Annotated in this window: 2 protein-coding genes; one reads left to right on the top strand and one right to left on the bottom strand. The window is 69.3% G+C overall.

The features are described from left to right. Window positions 1-92: 92 nt before the first annotated feature. The gene (locus AB0M20_RS40975) at window positions 93-761 is read right to left on the bottom strand and encodes a TetR/AcrR family transcriptional regulator (RefSeq protein ID WP_364306655.1); all 669 of its coding nucleotides are present in this window, start codon (window positions 759-761) and stop codon (window positions 93-95) included. Between the two features lie 191 nt (window positions 762-952). Here AB0M20_RS40975 and AB0M20_RS40970 point away from each other — a divergent pair. After that, window positions 953-1,892 (top strand): NAD(P)-dependent alcohol dehydrogenase (locus tag AB0M20_RS40970; RefSeq protein WP_364306653.1); only part of this gene is annotated, 940 nt, incomplete at its 3' end.

The raw sequence follows: 1,892 nt of genomic DNA, 5'->3' as shown, positions 1-1,892 counted from the left end.
CACAGAAGAACGCCCGTAGGAGCACCCGGTGGTGCGGCGGTTATGGATTTGAGCTGCGGTGCAGAGGGCCGCGCGACGGTCCGTGAGCGTCGCTACGCGGAGGCTTTCAGGGGATCGAGGGCAGCTAGGACGAGGTCGAGGCCGAAGATGAACGCCTCTGCCGGGTCGTAGCCGGCAGCGACGATCGCCGCGGCGGACTCGTTGAGGTAGGGGAACTGGTCAGGAGGAAGTTGGGGCAGGAAGACGTCCTCCGTCATGTCCGCGAGCTCGTCGGCGGTGTCGAACGGCAGGCTGGCTGCCTGCAGGGCGAACCCGTAGACGTAGCTGTCGAGCAACCAGTTGGCGTGCGTCGCCATCAAGACCGGGAAGCCAGCCCTCCGCAGGCAGGCGGTGACCGCCTCGTGGTGGCGGAGGTTCGCGGGCCCCGGCGATGTCCTCGACTCCATCAGGCCGATCGCCCACGGGTGGCGTGCGAGAACCTGTCGGGCGGATACCGCCCGCCGTCGCATCGCCGTCTGCCAGTCGGTCTCCTCGGGCGGGAGCTCGATTTCCTCGAACACGACGTCGATCATGGCGTCCAGCAACTCCTCCTTGCTCGCCACGTAGTGGTAGAGCGACATCGCGCCCGCGCCGAGCGCGCCAGCCAGCCGGCGCATGCTCAGCCCGTCGACCCCCTCGCGGTCGGCGAGCCGGACCGCCTCGACCACCACCCGCTGCTTGCTCAGCCCTGCGTTTGACGCGACCTGGCGTTGCTTCCTCACAGACACGGGTCTCCTCGCTTCTTGAACGGCTTGACAATCGTACAGCGTACGAGAATAGTACGGCGTACGACGTACAGCGTACGAGCCAGCGAGAGTCACCTGGGAGGTAAGGAGGCTTCTGTGGGGGCCGAACAGCGTCGAATGCCGGGGCACGCCTGGTACCGGGGGCGAGTCCGGCCGGGGCGGCGACGATGCGGGCCGCCGTCCAGCGCCGCTACGGCCCGCCCTCAGTGCTCGAGTCGTGCGAGGTCGGGGTACCGCTGCCCGGTGGAGGCGATGTGCTCGTCCAGGTGGGTGCGACCTCAGTACATCCCGGCGACTACTTCGTCATGACCGGTGAGCCGTACGTGGTGCGCCTGGCGTTCGGGCTGCGCTGGCCGCGCCACGGCATCCCTGGCATGGACCTCGCCGGCGTGGTGGCCGCGGTCGGGAAGGATGTCACCGCTCTCCGCCCCGGCGAGGAGGTGTTCGGCTGGAGCACCGCTGGAACGCTCGCGGAGTACGCCTGCGTCCCGGCGGACAACCTCGTGGCCGTGCCCGCCAACCTGTCGGTCGTGGACGCGGCAGCGGTCCCCACGTCGGCCATGACGGCGTTGCAGGCGTTGCGCGACATCGCGAACGTTCGACCGGGCCAGACGGTGCTGGTCACGTGCGCGTCGGGCGGCGTGGGCTCCTTCGCCGTACAGATCGCCAAGGCGTTTGGCGCCGAGGTGACGGGTGTGTGCAGCACCCGCAACGTCGACCTGGTCCGGTCGCTCGGTGCCGACCACGTCGTTGACTGCACGAGGGCCGACTTCACCCGCACCGAGAAGCGCTACGACGTCAACCTCGACAACGTGGAAGCCCAGCCCCTGGCGGCTGTCCGCCGAGCGCTGACGCCCACCGGCACCCTGATCCCCAACAGCGGACGCGGCGGCCGCTGGCTCGGCCCCATCGGTCGGATCGTCAAAGCGCGCGTGCTGTCCGGGTTCACCCGTCAGCAGCTGAAGCCTTTCCTGTCGGTCGGGAAGCGCCAGGACCTGCTCATCCTGGCCGACCTCCTCGCGACCGGGCAGGTCACGCCGGTCATCGATCGCACCTACCCCCTCGACGAAGCAGCCGACGCCCTCCGCTACGTCGGGGCCGGCCACA

It is taken from the genome of Actinoplanes sp. NPDC051633 (genome assembly GCF_040681735.1).
Lineage (GTDB): Bacteria > Actinomycetota > Actinomycetes > Mycobacteriales > Micromonosporaceae > Actinoplanes.
Note: the sequence above shows the minus strand (reverse complement) of the source record. Positions and strands in the feature narration are given on the sequence as shown.